11 protein-coding genes are annotated in these 17,559 nt (G+C 48.3%); 5 read left to right on the top strand and 6 right to left on the bottom strand.

From position 1 onward, the window contains the following. Positions 1 to 21: 21 nt before the first annotated feature. The 5 genes from LLG46_14645 to LLG46_14625 all read left to right on the top strand — a co-directional run bounded on the left by LLG46_14645 (position 22) and on the right by LLG46_14625 (position 3,939). A complete protein-coding gene (locus tag LLG46_14645) occupies positions 22 to 804 on the top strand; it encodes a class I SAM-dependent methyltransferase (protein ID MCE5324535.1) in 783 nt (260 codons plus the stop codon). Continuing rightward, on the top strand, positions 801 to 1,763 hold the full coding sequence (locus LLG46_14640; GenBank protein ID MCE5324534.1) for a hypothetical protein: 963 nt from the start codon (positions 801 to 803) through the stop codon (positions 1,761 to 1,763). Before LLG46_14645 ends, LLG46_14640 begins: the two co-directional genes overlap by 4 nt. Next, entirely contained in the window at positions 1,760 to 2,779 is a 1,020-nt protein-coding gene (locus LLG46_14635; protein ID MCE5324533.1) for a PfkB family carbohydrate kinase, read from the top strand. Before LLG46_14640 ends, LLG46_14635 begins: the two co-directional genes overlap by 4 nt. Continuing rightward, complete coding sequence (locus LLG46_14630) at positions 2,766 to 3,521, top strand: tetratricopeptide repeat protein (GenBank protein MCE5324532.1); 756 nt, start codon at positions 2,766 to 2,768, stop codon at positions 3,519 to 3,521. Before LLG46_14635 ends, LLG46_14630 begins: the two co-directional genes overlap by 14 nt. Before the next feature lie 202 nt (positions 3,522 to 3,723). Then, the gene (locus LLG46_14625) at positions 3,724 to 3,939 is read left to right on the top strand and encodes a cold shock domain-containing protein (protein ID MCE5324531.1); all 216 of its coding nucleotides are present in this window, start codon (positions 3,724 to 3,726) and stop codon (positions 3,937 to 3,939) included. Positions 3,940 to 4,176: 237 nt separating this feature from the next. Here LLG46_14625 and LLG46_14620 read toward each other — a convergent pair whose 3' ends face one another. From LLG46_14620 to LLG46_14595, 6 genes are all read right to left on the bottom strand, one after another. After that, on the bottom strand, positions 4,177 to 5,901 hold the full coding sequence (locus LLG46_14620) for an EAL domain-containing protein (GenBank protein ID MCE5324530.1): 1,725 nt from the start codon (positions 5,899 to 5,901) through the stop codon (positions 4,177 to 4,179). After that, positions 5,898 to 8,645: a response regulator gene (locus LLG46_14615; GenBank protein ID MCE5324529.1), complete on the bottom strand. Its 2,748-nt coding sequence runs from the start codon at positions 8,643 to 8,645 to the stop codon at positions 5,898 to 5,900. Before LLG46_14615 ends, LLG46_14620 begins: the two co-directional genes overlap by 4 nt. Before the next feature lie 61 nt (positions 8,646 to 8,706). Next, the gene (locus LLG46_14610) at positions 8,707 to 9,288 is read right to left on the bottom strand and encodes a YfiR family protein (GenBank protein MCE5324528.1); all 582 of its coding nucleotides are present in this window, start codon (positions 9,286 to 9,288) and stop codon (positions 8,707 to 8,709) included. 31 nt (positions 9,289 to 9,319) lie between these two features. Beyond that, the gene (locus LLG46_14605) at positions 9,320 to 11,329 is read right to left on the bottom strand and encodes a TonB-dependent receptor (GenBank protein MCE5324527.1); all 2,010 of its coding nucleotides are present in this window, start codon (positions 11,327 to 11,329) and stop codon (positions 9,320 to 9,322) included. Between the two features lie 78 nt (positions 11,330 to 11,407). After that, positions 11,408 to 13,267: a TonB-dependent receptor gene (locus LLG46_14600; protein ID MCE5324526.1), complete on the bottom strand. Its 1,860-nt coding sequence runs from the start codon at positions 13,265 to 13,267 to the stop codon at positions 11,408 to 11,410. Between the two features lie 395 nt (positions 13,268 to 13,662). Further along, positions 13,663 to 17,343 (bottom strand): hypothetical protein, encoded by a 3,681-nt coding sequence (locus LLG46_14595; protein MCE5324525.1) that lies wholly within the window; start codon positions 17,341 to 17,343, stop codon positions 13,663 to 13,665. Positions 17,344 to 17,559: the final 216 nt, after the last annotated feature.

Raw genomic sequence — 17,559 nt, 5'->3', positions numbered from 1 at the left:
GTGGAAAGTGGAAAGCTAAGCGTGGAAAGTCCGAAACCTATAATTTGCAATCTCTGCGGCAGCAATGTTACGAGTGTTCTGGTGAGCAAGGGAGGCCATAAAGTATATCAGTGTGGGAAATGCTCTCTGGCATTTACCTGGCCTCAGCCGGAAGCAATAGCCGATCAATACGATGCTTCATATTTCGATCTATATCGCCGTCGCAGATCATTCAGGCTCAAGCGGGGCGACAGCCGTCTCCGCAAGATAGAATTGATAAGAGAGCCGGGCAGACTGCTTGACATAGGCTGCTCTCTGGGTTATTTTGTTGAGGCGGCGAACACCAGGGGTTGGTGCGCATCGGGTGTTGAAATTTCCCCATATGCCTCCGAGGAGGCACGCAAGATGGGGTTGGACGTAAAGACGGGCGTGCTTGAGGATGCCGGTTACCGGGACTGCTCATTCGACTGTGTGACCATGTGGGATGTATTGGAGCATGTTCCCGACCCGACTGCACACATGATCGAAGTGAACAGGATTCTATCGCCCGGTGGCATGGTAGTGATCGGGACGCCGAACCTGGGTCACATCCGGTTCAGGGCACAGCGTGAAAACTGGCGTCATTTGAAGCCCGCCGAGCATATATTCTACTTTATGAAATCCAGCATTTCGCGGCTATTGGATAAGACGGGTTTTGACCTTGTTGATCCGCCGGTGTCGGGCGGGAGAAAATTCCCTGGCAGCACGGGCGCAGCCATACGCGGCGGTATGGCGAGGCTGTTCCAGCTCAACGATGTGCTGACAGTATACGGAGTCAAAAGATGAGTTCAAAATATCCTGTCGTGGACCCCAGCAATCTGCGGACGATGTCGATTTGCGATCGCAAGAGCAAGGTCGATGTAGCCGATTTTGCCGAGCCTCACAGTCCGGGAGCCGGAGTTGCGCAGTTTTTTGAGAGCCTGCCAAATATATTTGCCGGTCGATGGATTCGGACGGTGATAGAGCGCATAGTGGCTGCTCACCGCGCAGGTAAGCCGGTTGTGATTACGATGGGCGCTCATGTCATCAAATGCGGCCTGAGCCCAATGCTGTGCGATCTGATGCGCAGGGGAATCATCACAGCGATAGGCATGAACGGCGCCGGAGCCATCCATGATTCCGAGATAACCCGTTTTGGAGTGACGAGCGAGGATGTAGTCGACGGTATGCACACTGGTATGTTCGGCATGGCCGTCGAAACTGCCGACTTTCTCAACGGTTCCGCCAAAATCGCGAATGACGAGGAACTGGGATTCGGCGAAGCTCTGGGCAGGGGGCTTGTGGAGATGAATGCCCCGAATAAATCGGTGAGCCTGCTTGCGACTGCTTACGAGTGCAATGTTCCTATTACGATCCATGCATGCATCGGCTGTGATATTGTGCATATGCACCCAAGCGCAGACGGCAGCGCGATAGGCACGGCATCTCTGCGCGACTTCAGGATTCTCACCGAGGCGATGAGAAATCTCGGCGGCGGCGGTGTGCTTGCGAATTTAGGATCGGCTGTGGTCTTGCCGGAGGTGGCTTTGAAGGCCATAACGATGCTGATAAATATGGGCTGCGATATGGCCGGCATGACAGGGGTGAACCTGGACTTTGTTCAGCACTATCGCTCGAACCAGCAGATAGTTGCCCGTGTGCGTGAGATAGGCGGCGAGGGGATTTCTCTCACCGGCCACCATGAGCTTATGATCCCGTTGATTGCCGCGGGTGTTGTCGAAAAGCTGGAAAGGCAGTCACAATGAATTTAAACGCATGCCGTGCGGCACTAAAACAATTTACCGGCAAACGTGTGCTTGTGCTGGGTGATATGATGCTCGATGAGCACATCTGGGGAAATGTGAACCGCATTTCTCCGGAAGCTCCTGTCATGGTCGTCAATGCAGAGGACACGAGTTGCATGCCCGGCGGTGCCGCAAATACAGCCAATAATATACGTGCTTTGGGCGCACAGGCCTGTGTGGTAGGTGTCGTGGGCGATGACGAAGCCGGTGAAAAGCTCAAATCGACTCTTTCAGCATCCGGCATAGACACATCGGGTCTGTTTGTGGACAAAAAGCGTCCGACCACCCGCAAGACCCGTGTCTGGGCATCGCACCGGCATCAAGCGGTCCGCGCGCAGGTAGTGCGTGTGGATTGGGAGGACAAGCACAAGATTTCCGCAGGCATGGTCAAGCGTATGGTTGACTTTTTGGAGAATGTTGCGCCCGATATAGATGCGATCCTGCTCTCGGATTATGACAAGGGTGTGGTGATGACCGATACCATTCGCGCATCCATACGAATCGCCAATGAGCATTCCATGCTGTCTATTTCCAATGCAAAACCGCGCAATCTGTCTCATTTTGCCGGGATCGACCTTATAACTATGAACCGCCCCGAGGCAGGAACGGCGTCCGGAATAGAGGTAGAAGACATTGCCGACGCAGACAAAGCCGGGCGAAAGATACTGCGCTCCACCGGATGTCGGGAACTGGTCATCACCCTCGGTGCGCAGGGTCTTGCCGCATTCTCGAAGTCAGGTGAGATGAGCCTTGTCCCCGCGATCAAGAGTGAGGTCTATGACGAGGCCGGGGCAGGGGACGCGGCAGTGAGCGCGCTCACTCTTGCGCTGACCTCTGGTTTGGACCTGGCCGGTTCGGGTGCGATTGCCAACTGTGCTGGAGGAGCCGTCGTGAGGAAAGTCGGTGTCGCGACTACCACAGTCGATGAGATAGATGCTCTGCTCTGCGCGTCCTGGAGCCAACTTGCTTCGCATTAAGACAACAATACTGCTTTGCCTGCTTGTATTTCTGATCGGCGGCTGCGCTGATCGTGATCTTTCGCGTATATCCAGGGCAGTCGGCCTGCTCGATAGTAATAAACCCCATGCCGCAGTAAATGAGATGTATGCCGCCATAAAGTCCGATCCTTCTCGGTTCGACATATATGCTATTTCCATCGACTTGCTCTTCAAAAAAGAACGCTATCATGATGCCGCTAATATTGGCGATGCGCTGCTTAAGCGTATAAAGTCTGGAAGACTTGATCGCAGTCTCACCGATGAAGAGCTTGCATCTACGTATGTCATCCTCGCTCAGGTATATCAGAATGTGCCCGATTTGCAGAAAGCCGAGTCTGCATATGAGCATGCTCTGGCCATTTCCCCTGACAGCCCTCAGCTGCTGAATGCGCTGGGTTACTTTTATGCGGATAGTGGCATCAAGCTGAATGAGGCTCTCCGACTTACAAAAAGGGCGGCAGCGCTTGCTCCGAATGATGGAAATATAATTGACAGTCTCGGTTGGAGTCAGTACAAACTCGGTCAATATGCGGCATCAATCAACACATTGAAGCGTGCGGTGGAGCTGCAGCCGGACGCTGCCGAGCTGCGCTATCACCTCGGAGCAGCATATAACAGCGTCGGCAAGCGAGATGAGGCATTAATAGAGTTGAACAAGGCATTGGTTATAGACTCTAATATGACACGTGCAGCAAAATTAATAAAAAAAGTTCAACACTAGCTCTTGTTGTAGGCAAAATGATTCCTTGCAGTTTAGATTAACATGCACATTATGTGAATGATAGTGCCTTATATCGGCCTGATAGGCCAATTATGCTATATTTATTCTCTCAAATAGTTGACTGAGTAAGTATCATGTGATATAATTCCTCCACGATGCAGAAAGCTTGCTTCGTGTGAAGTGTTTTTTGCAGGAGGAAGGTATGGCAATAGGAAAGGTGAAGTGGTTTAGTGATGCAAAGGGCTATGGTTTCATTCAGACTGAGGATGATCCCATGGCAGGCAAAGACATCTTTGTACATTATTCGGAGATAGTAAAAGACGGCTACAAAAGTCTTGCGCCGGGTCAGGATGTTGAGTTTGAGTTAATGGACACTCCCAAGGGTCTTCAAGCGAAGAACGTAGCACCCGTATCTTAGCCTAAGCTAAGGTTATTATTGGGAATAGGAAGTTCTCAATTTGCAAGGCAAGTTGCTTTAAGCGGAAATGGATTTTTCCTTGGCCTAACAGAGGCCAAGGTTTGGAAGCTCAAGTATTGGATTCCTTTTTTATCCCTCGAAGTCGCGGATTTGCGGTTCAGCCGACAACTCAGCGTTTCCGCGATGCTTTTAACTACATGGCCAGGCAATTCAAAGCAAATGCAGCCTTCTGAGAATCTATGCAGCCCACTTATTGCTCGTCTGTTGAGCAGTGTTCAACACGATATGTGCCAATTCGTCTGCCGGGATTGGGGGAGTAATGAAGTAGCCCTGCATCTCGTCACATTTTAGGGTTCTTAGAAATTCAAGTTGCTCAAGTGTCTCAACTCCTTCGGCGATGACTGTCAGCTTAAGGCTGTGCGCCATTGCAACCACGGCGCCTGCAATTGCTGCGTCGTCGGCGTTTGAGTTGATATCTCGGACGAATGAACGGTCGATTTTCACTGCATTAATTGGGAACCGCTTCAGATAGCTCAGCGATGAATATCCCGTTCCGAAGTCATCGACTGAGATTCTGACGCCCATCGATTTGAGTCTGAGCAGGATTCCTATGGCTGCTTCGGGATCCTGCATCAACGTGCTTTCGGTCAATTCCAGTTCAAGGTATTGAGGCTCCAATTTGGCTTCATTGAGAGCGTTTGTTATCATTGTCACAAGTGAATCCTGCTGGAATTGACGCGCCGATATGTTTACTGAGACAGTTATCGGTTCAATCCCCATTGTTTGCCATTGCACTGCTTGTGCGCAAGTCTTGCGAACCACGAGTTCGCTGATCGGTGCAATTAGTCCTGTTTCCTCGGCAAGAGGTATGAACTGCGCGGGTTGTATCATTCCATATTCAGGATGCAGCCAGCGAACAAGTGCTTCGACGCCCATAACGCGTCCTGTTTCAATTTCCACTCTCGGCTGGTAGTAGACAAGGAATTCATTGTTATCGAGAGCCTTGCGCAGATTGCTTTCGAGTTTCATCCACTCCACTGCCGCAGCGTTCATTGATTCGGTATAGAGATGGTAATTGTTTCTACCCTGCTCTTTAGCACGGTACATTGCGGTATCTGCGTTTCTGACCAAGGTTTCCGCGTCCAGGCCGTCGGATGGAGAAATGCTTATACCGATGCTTGCCGTAACGAAGAGTTCTCGTCCTTCGAGTGAGAACGGCTTTGAGAGTTTTTCCAGAACTTTTTGTGCAACCATAGTCGCGTTGTCCGGTATGTCTACATCGGTCAGTATAATGGTAAATTCGTCACCACCCATCCTCGCGAGAGTATCCGTCTCTCTCAGACAGGTTGTAAGTCGTATAGCCACTTCCTGAAGGAGCATATCACCGAAATTATGTCCGAGTGTATCGTTAATGAACTTGAACCTGTCCAAGTCCAGGTACATAACAGCCGTCAACTGGTTTTTGCGACGCGATATTGCAAGTTGCTGTGTAAGCCTGTCACCAAAGAGAAGGCGATTAGGCAGACCCGTTAGTGGATCGTGTGTAGCCTGCTGCCTCAGGGTTTCACGCGTGGATATGAGCTCGGCCTGCAAGTCGAGAATTCTCATGCCTGCTCGCAGTCTTGCATTGAGTTCGCTCGTATCAAACGGTTTTGTGATATAGTCATCTGCACCGGCATCTATGCCACGAATAATATCTTCTTTCTGGCTTTTGGCCGTCAGCAAAAGGATATAAACATACGGGCCGCTATTTCGGTCACGCACTCTACGGCAGAGATGAACGCCATCGATACCGGGCATCATCCAGTCTATGATTGCCAGCCTGGGAGTGTCATCATCCTTGAGCACATTCCATGCTTGCTCGCCATCACAAGCGACGATGACTTCATATCCCCATTTTGTCAGAAGTGCTTGAAGCAGCCTGCGTGAAACAGGATCGTCTTCAGCAATGAGTACCCTCATGCTGCTTCCTCCATGTCAAGCTTGGCAAGTGTGTTTTGCAACTGTTCTATTTTATCTTCCAGTGTGACGTATGCGTCATGCGCGCCGTTCAAATTACCGCTGTGTCCAATCTGTTCAAGTCGATATGCAGCGTCGTAAGCGGGCTTCGCGGCAAAATTGCCCACGGAGCCTTTCAGTGTATGAGCGCTCTTTTCAAGTGCGCCGGCATCGCCACTGGCAATAGCATCTTGTATCTGAGTCATCAGATTTTGTGCATCACAAGTAAATAGTTCCACAATTTCCTTAAGCAGCGACATATCTCCGTCCACTCTTGCAAGCAATTCGGTCATGTTAAAGCATGATTTATCAGACGGCGTTGTGCGTTTTTTAGGTAAAACAAGAGACTTGCCGGCATCTTCCAGCACTTTATATAGCTCACTCGACTGAATCGGCTTTGCCACATAAGCGTCCATGCCCGATTCGAGGCATCTCTCTTTGTCGCCTTTCATTGCGTGTGCGGTCATTGCTACAATTGGAATATGTGCTCCTGTAGTTTTTTCTTTCTCGCGAATAATAGTGGTTGCTTCAATGCCGTCCATTTGCGGCATTTGAACGTCCATAAGCACCATATCGAAGTGTTCCGTTTCGAGTTCGTCCAGTGCTTCGCGTCCATTGTTTACCACAGTGACGTTATATCCTTTCTTCTCAAGTATGCTCACCGCCAGCTTCTGGTTCACCGCATTATCCTCAGCAAGCAGGATACGCAGTTGTGTGCCCGGTTTACTATTCTTTTCTGAAGTTATGCCTTGCAACTTCTGACTCTCAGTGATTCCCATTTCTTCAGGTGTACATGATTTGCTGAGCACGCTCATTATGCCGTCAAATAGTTCAGACTGTCTGATTGGCTTGGTCATATGTGCAGCGATTCCCAGGCTTTTGCACCGAGCCACATCGCCGTATTGTCCGCTTGATGTGAGCATCATGATTGTCGCACCGGCGGTCTTGGGATCATGTTTGATACCTTCAGCGACAGCAAATCCATCCATTTCCGGCATTTGTGCATCAAGCAGAATCAGGTCATATGGTTTGTCAGTATCATTGGCGCGTGTTACTTCAGCAAGGGCTGTTTGCCCATTGTCAACAGAGACCGGTTTCATCTGCCAGTTTGTCAGTGCTTCTTCAAGTATGCGTCTGTTGGTGGCATTATCATCTACTATCAGCACTCGCACATTTTTCAAATCAACCGGCATAGGGCAGGTTTTTCTATTTGAATCACTGCTGCTGCGGTCCATACGGACAGTGAAATGAAACGTGCTGCCTTTATCGACCTCACTTTCGAGCCAGATATCTCCATTCATCATTTTTACGAGTTGAGATGATATGGCCAGACCCAGTCCTGTTCCTCCGTAATTACGAGTTGTGGATGCATCGGCTTGTGAGAATGCTTCAAATATCAACCGTCGTTTTGCTTCTGGAATGCCTATGCCTGTATCTCTGACCGCGATATGCAGCTTAACATTTTTATCTGTAACCGATTCGGTTTCAACATGCACCACGACCTCGCCTTGATGAGTAAACTTGATTGCATTGCCGACCAGGTTGACGACAATCTGCCTCAGTCTCATAGGGTCTCCTATAAGTGCATCAGGCACATCCGGTTCGATATGGCAAGCCAGTTCAAGCCCCTTTGCGTGCGCTCTAAGTGCAAGTGTTTTGACTGTATCTTCCAGGCTTTCCCTGATACTGAAGTCTGTGGAATCCAGGTCGAGCTTACGAGCTTCGATTTTGGAAAAGTCGAGAATATCGTTTATGACCGAGAGCAGTGAATCCGTTGAGGATTTGACTGCATCCAGATATTCCATTTGTTCTGGTGTCAGCTTAGTATCCAATACAAGTTCTGTCATGCCGATTATGCCGTTCATCGGCGTGCGGATTTCATGGCTCATATTTGCAAGAAACTCGCTTTTTGCCTGGTTAGCTTCTTCTGCTGCTTCTTTGGCTTTTATTAGCTCAGCCTCAGTATTTTTGCGCACCGATATTTCAAGCTGCAGTTGTTCTGTACGCTGTTCCACACGGCGTTCCAGTTCGTTGTGGGCTTCCCGGAGTGCAGCGTCTCTTTCCTGTATTTGACAGAGCATTTCATTAAAGCTGTCGATCAGCAATCCCATCTCGTCTTGTCCATGTTTTATGGCGCAGACGGAGTAGTTTTTTTGTGTGGTAACCAATTTGGCCGTATCGGCAAGATCGAGTATAGGTTTGGCGATAAGGCGCTGCATTTTTGCCGACAGCAGCAGAGCGACGAACGACGACATCAATAGGACAATGGCTGCAATTCCTGAGTATCTCTTCAGACGCGAATGCATCTCTTCCATGTCCGAGCGCAGATATACAATGCCGATCATTTTTCCATCCAGGGTAATTCTTCTGTAGAGCGTTAAATATCCATTGTTGAAACTCCAAGTATTTAGTTTGCGGGCTTGAGGAGGAGGGAATGTCCGACTGGCATTCGGTCGGGTATAGTGTGCAAACATCTGTCCTTCCGGCGTATATATACACGCTTCCACAATACTGGCTTCCACTCGCAGTGCCGACAATGTTTCTTGGGCGGCGGTCTTGTCTGAAAATATCAGTGCGGCTTTAGAGTTATCTCCGACAATTCTTGCAAGGCTGGAGAGATTGTTAACCATTGCTTTCTTGAACGTAATTGGTTCATATGCAAGGAATGAGCCTATTGCCAGTATCAAGGCAATCGAGCTGGTAAGCATTATTGCAAGCGTCAATTTGTGTTTGATTGAAATATCTTTAAAAGAGCGCATCTTAACGTTGTTAACCTTTCACGACTTTAGCAAGTTTCAGCAATTTTGAACTAATCTTCAGTCCGGATTTTTTCGCGTTATCTGCGTTGATCTCGAATTTGATTTTATTGTCCTCTGTAAAAAAGTTGATTATTCCCCCATTGCGTGTAAAGCCGTCGGTATCTGCGACGGTAAGAACGTGCCAATCTCTGACAGTGTTTGCAATTTTACCGAAGTGATTATCTTCGGATGAGCTGACGAAGAGTATATGGCATGGTTTGAGATCGCGTGCCGATCCAAAATATCTGACATCGATCCTACGGCCGTTAATTGTTTTGCCCTTAACGGTTTTTTCAAGTGTATTACCGAACGGGTTATCGCCGCAGACTCCGATGATAAACGAGCCGGAGCTATCTGCGGATGTTTTGGGCGGCCACTCAACAAAGCTCGCGAAATTGTATAAAAATGCCGCTTTTATCTCATATTCATTTGGTGATGAGCCTGTTCTTCTCGCAAATGCTGTGCTGCCCAAAATCATCATGCATACAAGCATCACAGCGAATGCATGATAATGTAAAAGCAGGCTTTCGGATTTTCGATTTATTAACTGCACTGTCTACTGCTCCGAATGATTACAATAGCTCTTAACGGCGCCAAGAGAACATAGCATAATAGCTCCTCGTGGCGTATGTAGCTACTTCGTTGGTTGTTGCATAGGCTTCTCTATGCCGTTTATTGAACAGATTTTGGACTCCGAGACTTATTTCAGTTGTCTCGGCCTTTTTCCATCCGAGCCTGAGGTCTGTTCTCGACCATCTCGGAACGTTGAAAACGACATCAGTCATAGGACCTGAATAATAGTGGTTAATATCGAGTTCAAAATTTCTGGCAAGGTCAAGGCTGGATTGGATTTGGAATTGCTTACGTGGATAGTACACATCGTTATTTACTGAGAATGTGTCGTTGCTTTCCGGATCGCTCGACATATCCAACCTGCAATATGTATAGCCTGTTGACAAGCGCCAATTATTGGTGATGTTATACTTGCCGGATATCTCCCAGCCGTAGACATTGACATTGACCAGATTGTTTATCGTCAAGGGTATGACAATGTAGGTAAATGGTGATGTTACTATCTGTGGTGATCCCGGCTCAAAGCTGCGATAGTTATCGTAAACATTGTAATATGCGGTCCAATCGAGCGACATCTTATCGGCTCTTTGGACTCTATAGCCGATTTCATATGCGGTCAGCTCTTCGGGCTTGAAGTCTTTATTTCCGATTATTCTAAGCAAATAATAGTTGCCGTCGTCATATGTCCGTCCGACCCAGGAAAACTGTGAATATCTCTCTGCATACGAAGGTGTTCTAACTGCTCTTGACACTGAGGCCCAGAATGTATGTCGTGGCTGCGGTGTCCATAGGAATCGGATATTGGGTTGTATTTCAAAGCCCGTATAGCTATTGTGCTCGAATTTGGATCCGATAGTAAGTCTCGACCGATTTTCAGCAAGTGTAATGTCTTCTTGGCAGAATGCGCTATAGAGGCATGTAGTTTCGCCTGACAGATCAAAACTGACGACTTCACTGCTGGTGAGATCGTTTGAGCTTTGGCGATAGCCCATGCCCCATACAAGTTCTTGTCTAGGATTCAATGTCAGCCTTTTTTGATAGTCAAAATCGACCGTATTGCGTATTTCGCCATAGCTGCTTTCGGTTCTATTGGTATGGTCATAGTAGAGTTGTATATCAGTGCTGGACTTTGGCGAAGGCGAATATGTCCACTTCGCCAGTACATCTGATCCTTTTGCGTTGATGTTATCTTGGCTGACGACACTTAATGCCGGATCGAGCTTAGCCTCCTGTTGAGCGACTTCGTTATAGAAATCTCCCTGAACCATCAACGAACTTGATTTGGTCAAGTTCCAATCGACTCTGAATCCTCGTCTATTTTGTTCCCATCCGTCGTTGGCTGTCTGACCGTCTTCGTAGGCGGCATTATCCCAGTTCAGATATCTGCCATATACTCGATATGTAGCATTCTCGCTGAGCATGCCGCCATATCGAATGCTGCCGATACCTTTGGCTGTATTGCCTGTGTATTCCGATGCCAATGTCCCTTGAGTGGTATTGGAGTTTTTGGTGATGATGTTGATTACACCGTTGACGGCATTTGCGCCCCACATAGTCGCTCCAGGTCCACGGATCACTTCAATGCGATCGATATCTTCCATAACTGTATCCTGCATATCCCAATAGACACCGGCAAAGAGTGGAGTATATACGCTTCTTCCATCTATGAGCACCAGAAGCTTGTTCGTGAATCGTTCAGCGAAACCCCGGCTTGAGACAGTCCACTTGTTCGAGTCGATCTTGGCAACATGAAGCCCCGGGACCATGCGAAGAGCTTCTGGAATACTTGTAGCTCCTGAGCGCCTGATATCCTCTGAGGTAATTACATACACAGCGGCAGCCGAATCCGAAAGCCGCTCGGCTTTTTTTGAGACTGACGTCACCTGTATGTTCATCAAGTCTTCGAGACTTAACTGTGTAAGGTCTGATGTGTTTGAGCGTGTCTCGGTATCGGCGCACCAAGCTGGTGTGAATATTCCGATTACCAATGCAATTATCGGTATTACCGCAATTTTTTTCATTAGCAATGACTCTATATTAAATGGATTGTTGATACATCTAACTATTATCGGTGACCGGCATAGCCCACATTAGGCTTTCTAAAAACGGTAGGATGCTTCAAACTGAATCGTCCTTCCTTCCTGCGGTATTTGATCTTGAATATGTTCTCCAGAGCCTGGAACGTATATGGATCTGTTGAGGAGGTTATATATGCTCAGATAGAAATTCGTTTTGTCTTGTTTTTGGTTTGTTTTGAGAGTCAGATTGACCACACTTGCTGATGGTATTTCATTTCCGGCGAGTGTTTTTCGCCTGCCTATATATTGAGCTTCGGGGCTCAGATACAGTTTGTCTGATACCAGAGGAATGGATATGCCCGTACTCGCAATGCACCTCGGAGAGTTAGTTATGCGTTCATCCGTCTGAACGTCTGTTGCTTTCAGCAAACTTATGCCAAGGTAAGCACTGCATTTGTTCGGCAGCAGCATATCCGCCTGAACTTCAATCCCACGGCTTCGCACGCAGCCGTTGTTTACAAACTGGATCATATCATCATCGTTAATTGTCTGCGTGATTACATCATCGAGCTTGAAGTTAAAGAAGCTGGTCGTTATTCTTGTTTCATTACTCAGAGCCTTTTCCCACACAAGTTCGACGTTCGTCAGATTTTCTGGCTGCAGGTTTTGATTTCCTATGGTAGTGACTCCATCGCAATAGTCCATTTCGTAAAAATTAGGTGCTCTGAATGCCGTGCCATATAGCAGTTTCAATGTATCGGAATGCGTTGGCTGATATATAACGGCAGTCCTTGGACTCGAATGTGTGCCGAATGTCGAGTAATCATCCAAACGAATTCCGCCGACTAGTTTCAAGGTAGGGCTGATATCTTTGTCTGCTTGAAGATAATATGAGAAGACCGAAAGCGACCCGCGTGAGTTTATCAACATCAAAAATGGGTCAAGGTTATAGTTATCGAGTTGGACGGAATATGTTCTCGTATATTCAATGCCCGAAGTCAGCGACAGTTGGTTGTTGAGGTTTATTATTGACCGCAGTTCAGTGCCGAACCATTTGCACCTGTTGTAGTCGATATTGACGAGCGGGTCTGAATCAGTGTCATATACATATTCGCCTTCATACAGATAGTCGCCATAGAAAACTCTAGCCTGCAAAGTGTCTTGTTCAGAGGCGCCCATCTTGGTTTCGTAGCTGAGGTCAAAATGGGTTCTGCTATCTTTGGTGAAATTGCCGTCGTCATTGAATGTTGTGCCGAACGAGCCGGTTGGGATGACTTTCCTCATATATCCTGAGCAGTAAGTCATTTTAAGTTGGCCGTATGAAGCCGCAATATAGCCATGGTCTGCATTTGTGCCGTCTACATTTCTGGCCAATCCGTCACATACACCCGACTCGACATACTCCGGGAAGAAGATAGACTTTTGACCCTGTGATTTGAGAGTGCTGAACGCGGCAATGATATTTAGCCCGTCAGGGCTCGTGTTTTCGTATTGCAGATAGGACTTATTTTCGGCATCCGATCCATAGCTCTGTGTAAATCGGACCTCATCTTTACGTCTTGCTTTCTTTGTAATGATATTCACCACACCCAGTAGGGCATTAGTCCCCCAGAGTGCCGAGCCTGGACCTTTTGCGACTTCAATTCGTTCTATGCTTTTGATATCGACTGGCAAATCCAAGCCTACAGTTGCGGAGTCGTACATGGTGTCGTTGATTCGCATACCGTCTATGAGCAGAAGAATTCTGGTGTTATAGTCGCCCGGGCTTGAATATCCTCTCACTCCCAAATAATCATAATTACGGTCTGAGCTTACATACATTCCGGCAATTCTGCGGAGCGCTTCACCAAGCGTGCGATATCCCCATCGTTCTATCTGATCGCCAGTGATGACTGATACACATGCAGGAGCTTTACTTATTTTCTCAGCTTTCTTTGACACTGACGTGACCTCGATATTCATCAGGTCTTCGATACTGAGAGAGGTCAAGTCGACTTGAGGTGTTTGATCTTGAGCCGTGGCTGAGTGTGGTGTAGATATGAGTCCTGCTATTATTCCTATGAATATTGCAATAACGAGTATAGTGCTATTCAGCTTATACGGATGAGTTTGGTCGTTAATGTTTGTAAACGATCGAGAAGGCTTATCCATATTGTCCTTGTTGCCGGTTGCCAGGATTGTGATAGATTTTTAGCCGACAATCAATCCAGATAATCGGTATTTTCCTGGCGTTATTTGAGGGGTATTGCCGAAATTGACCACGGCGCACAGGCGCGCAAAAACCCCGCCGGTATTTTCCGACGGGGTCGAAAACCATTTGATGGTTTGCTATTACATCACTTTTTTTGAATGAATATACCGAGCCTTCTGCTGATATATTCTGCATCCGCAAGGAGTTTGCAGCAAGCGGGGTTTTCTTCAGAATTGGCAATACCGGTTCCATTGCCTGTTGGGTATGGCCGTACAGGCGAAACAGCAATGCAGGCATCCATTACCATCAGTTCAAATTCTGAAAGCATAAGCCCGGCGTTTACCGTGTCGCCGACATCGATCAGGTCTTGAATCTGGATCAGTTTTGCCTGTAGCAGGCCATATAAGGCTTCGTCTGAAATCAGCGGCACTTCATCTTTGCCGAACGGCAGTTCATGGAATAGATCGATAAGGTGACTCATACTCTCAATATCTGCGTCTATTGTCCACTCCCATGTATTGCTGTGGACATAACCTGATTGGTTTGGTCCGTTACCGTCGTCATCATATGGTGTTTGTGTGCCATAGAGGATACTCAGCGTCCATGTTGTGCCGGGAACCTCATACATCAACGGCCACCAAAGTCTAATGTTTGTTGTGCCTTGTTGAGTGATGGTCTTTTCCGGGAAAACATCGGCGCATTGAACAATTTCAGGCGTCTCTTTTTGCATTGTAACGTTCTTCAGAGTGTATTCCACTCCATCCTGAGCCGCGCCCACATAATATGACCAATTATCCCCTGGCACAATCGCCAGTACTCCAGGCACAGCCACAGGCATGTCGGATTCTACACCAAGATAGCCCATGAAGTACTGACTCGGACCGGCAATTATTGTCTCACATGCCTGAGGCAGCCAGAATAATGAGTCTTTTCCAGTGTAGTTAGCCGGATCGGTGACCTGCACATCAGGTCCTATCGGTGGTGTTCCAGTAGCCGTGGCGATATTTGTGTTCAATCCGCTCAATGCTGTTGTGCTGTCATAAACTGTAAGTGAACCTTGCGGAGCCAATGTAGTTGGGCTCAAAGGGATAGGACCGAGTTTGTCGTCGATCAGAGTGAGGTCAGTGAGTGTAACATTGCCTGTGTTGGTGACGTCGTATCTGTAATCGACCGTATTGCCGATCAGCACACTTGGTCCGGGCGGTGTATTGGCATCGATCCAGGTCGTGCCTCCGTCAACAGAAACATATTTCACCAGACCGATGTTATGGATTTGCAGGAAGTTGACTGTTTGAGATGTCGCTTCTGTGATATCAGGTCCGCTTGGCGGTGTGCCGGTGGCGGTTGCAATATTAGTCTGTGACCCAGCGTCCAGCAGTTCCTGAGTAAGTGTCAGAGTTGCCGTGCCGGTAGTCGACTCGCCCGGCGCCAGGTTTGTGTCCAGTAGAGTAATTGTGCCGAGTATGTCGTCGGTTACTGATACGGGATTCAGAGTCACATTGCCAGTATTAGTAACAGTGTATGTATATGTCACAACATCACCCACATGAGAGCCATTTCCTGTAGTCCATTCAAATGTCTTTTGAATATCGATAGCCGGTGAAGTGATGAATGTGACCGTACGAGTCGATGTGCTTGTCACATCAGGTCCGCTTGGCGGTGTGCCGGTTGCTGTTGCAGTATTTGTCTGCGATCCAGCGTCCAGCAGTTCCTGAGTAAGTGTCAGAGTTGCCGTGCCGGTAGTTGATTCACCCGGTGCCAGACTTGTGGCAAGCAGTGTAATGCTTCCCAGTTTATCGTCACTCACGGATACCGGATCGAGTGTCACGTTGCCTTCATTAGTCACAGTATAAGTGTATGTGACCACGTCGCCCACATGAGAGCCGTCTCCGGTCGTCCATGCGAAGTCCTTTACGAGTTTTATTGCCGGTGTCGTAAGAAACGTGACTATTTGTGTGGATGTTTCTGTGACATCGGGTCCGCTGGGCGGCGTGCCTGTGGCTGTGGCTGTGTTAGTCTCCGATCCGGCGTCCAGCAGTTCTTGTGTCAGTGTCAGTGTAGCTGTGCCGGTGGCGGACTCTCCCGGAGCAAGGCTGGTTGCGGACAGGGTGATTGAGCCGAATACGTCATCCGTAACGCTCACAGGGTCGAGTGTTACAGTGCCGGTATTCTTGACGGTAAAGGTGTATGTCACCACATCACCTACGTGTGAGCCGTCTCCTGTGGTCCATTCGTATGTCTTTTTGATGTCGATGGACGCTCCTCCGCCGAATGTGACTGTCTGACTGTCTGTATCTGTAACATCAGGTCCGCTTGGCGGTGTGCCGGTAGCAGTTGCGATATTTGTCAGCGTGCCTTGATCCAAAAGTTCCTGCGTCACAACAAGCACCTTGGTCCCCGTCGTTGACTCTCCGGGAGACAGACTGGTATCGAGCAGGGTGATATTACCAAACTGGTCGTCAGATACGCTTACGGGGTCCAGAGTGACATTACCCGCGTTCGTGACCGTATAGGTATATGTCACCTCATCACCGACTTGAGTACCGTCTCCTTTGGTCCACTCAAATGTCTTTATTATATGGATTGCCGGTGTCGTGATAAACGTCACCGTCTTTGTGGCCGTATTGGTGACATCCGGTCCTGTCGGCGGCGTGCCGGTGGCGGTGGCGACATTGGTCTGTGACCCAGCATCCAGCAGTTCCTGGGTGAGAGTGAGAGTTGCCGTGCCGGTAGTATATTCTCCAGGCGCAAGGCTGGTCACCGCAAGAGTGATTGTGCCGTACTTGTCATCAGTCAGCGAGACCGGGTCGAGTGTCACGTTGCCGGTATTAGTAACAGTATATGTATATGTAACTACATCGCCGACATGAGAGCCATTTCCAGTGGTCCACTCATAGTCTTTTACGACCTCGATCGATGGTGTCGTCAAAAATGTGACTGTCTGAGTGGCCGAGTCGGTCACGACACAGCCAATAGGCGTCGTGCCGCTTGCATCAGCTGTATTTATCTGGAATCCGATATCCAGCAGTTCCTGTGTCAATGTCAGCGTTGCATTGCCCGTAGTACTTTCACCCGGGTTAAGTGTTGTGCTTGCCAAAGTGATCGATCCGAATACATCATCATCAACTGTGATTGAATTCAAAGGCCCGTTGCCTGTATTTGTAACGGTATAGGTATATGTCACAACATCGCCGACGTGCGATCCGTTTCCCGTGGTCCATGTATACGATTTTTGAAGATCAATAGACGCATCGCAGCATATAAGCTCCAGAGGTATGCCTGTTCTGGGAGATCCCGAAGTGGCTGAAGTATGACTTGTGTTTTCATCATATACTTCAACGTGCAAGAACAGCGAATAGAATGCCGGTGAAGTCGGAGTGCCGGGAGTGATTATGAAAGATGCCTCATATCCATCGGCTGTCAGCTTATCAGCGCTCTGGTTGACCCAGGCAAACTGCGGTGGTGTGGGAGGGTTTCCCGAGTTTCCGGTATATACTTTATTGGCGACAGTTCCTATAGCTCCCCATGCAGCTGTTTCCCATCCTTGAGCCAGCGCTTTGACACCCGGCACGGCCAATACCAGCACATAAAGCGTATGAGTATTGCAATCATACCGCAAATATGCCTTGGACTCGACTTTGAATGCCGGGTTACCCGCCCGATACATGTTGGCGAAGAAATCGTTAGTGAGGTCCCATTCGCTGATATCCCCATCGACGACTGCTGTGCCGTATGTGGGCTGAGGTGGACTGGCAGCCTCTGCCGTTTGTGCCTGAGCAAATGTCATTAATATGCTGACCAAGATCATCAGGTGCATAAGCTTCATAATTGCACCTCCATATCAAATGCTCTACGGGCGGCCTAGGCAGAAAGATAGGAGCGCCTGTCCATCATTGATGTCTGTATGAACGGATGCCATTTACCCAGTCAAGATAGCGGCCAAACATAGGGTATCCAACATACTCTGCCTCGTTCTGGTATAATTGTGCGTGTTGTAAAATAGGTTTTTGTGATTTATTGTATTGTCTTTAGCGTGTCTCTT

Source organism: bacterium (genome assembly GCA_021371935.1).
Lineage (GTDB): Bacteria > Armatimonadota > UBA5829 > UBA5829 > UBA5829 > UBA5829.
This window is presented reverse-complemented; position numbering and strand designations above follow the sequence as displayed.

Excerpts from the sequence above, each read along its gene's own strand:
- LLG46_14595 (MCE5324525.1), bottom strand. The coding sequence starts at position 17,343 with ATGAAGCTTATGCACCTGATGATCTTGGTCAGCATATTAATGACATTT.
- LLG46_14605 (MCE5324527.1), bottom strand. The coding sequence starts at position 11,329 with ATGAAAAAAATTGCGGTAATACCGATAATTGCATTGGTAATCGGAATA.
- LLG46_14620 (MCE5324530.1), bottom strand. The coding sequence starts at position 5,901 with ATGAGGGTACTCATTGCTGAAGACGATCCTGTTTCACGCAGGCTGCTT.
- LLG46_14635 (MCE5324533.1), top strand. The coding sequence starts at position 1,760 with ATGAATTTAAACGCATGCCGTGCGGCACTAAAACAATTTACCGGCAAA.
- LLG46_14640 (MCE5324534.1), top strand. The coding sequence starts at position 801 with ATGAGTTCAAAATATCCTGTCGTGGACCCCAGCAATCTGCGGACGATG.
- LLG46_14625 (MCE5324531.1), top strand. The coding sequence starts at position 3,724 with ATGGCAATAGGAAAGGTGAAGTGGTTTAGTGATGCAAAGGGCTATGGT.
- LLG46_14615 (MCE5324529.1), bottom strand. The coding sequence starts at position 8,645 with ATGCTTACCAGCTCGATTGCCTTGATACTGGCAATAGGCTCATTCCTT.